1 protein-coding gene is annotated in these 352 nt (G+C 70.2%); it reads right to left on the reverse strand.

The annotated features are described in order from the left end of the window. Window positions 1–36: 36 nt before the first annotated feature. A partial coding sequence (locus tag AC1DBD_RS18050) for an isochorismatase family protein (protein ID WP_476982763.1) occupies window positions 37–352 on the reverse strand: 316 nt, incomplete at its 5' end.

Genomic DNA, 352 nt, shown 5'->3' on the forward strand with positions numbered 1-352 from the left:
GCCCCGCTCCCGCAGGCGGCAGCGGGGCGACGGACATCAGCGTGCGGCGACCGGCGCCACGGACTCGTGCGGCGTGGCGGTGCGCTGGGCGGCCTTGTGGACCATCGTGTAGGCGTAGTCCACGCCCATGCCGTAGGCGCCCGAGTGCTCCTTGACGAGCTTCATCACGGCGTCATAGGAGTCGCGGTGGGCCCAGTCGCGCTGCCACTCCAGCAGCACCTGCTGCCAGGTCACCGGCACCACGCCGGCCTGCACCATGCGCTGCATGGCGTAGTCGTGGGCTTCCTTCGAGGTGCCGCCCGAGGCATCGGCGACCATGTAGATCTCGTAGTCGCCTTCCAGCATCGCGCAC

This window comes from Arthrobacter sp. 10T419 (assembly GCF_056394105.1).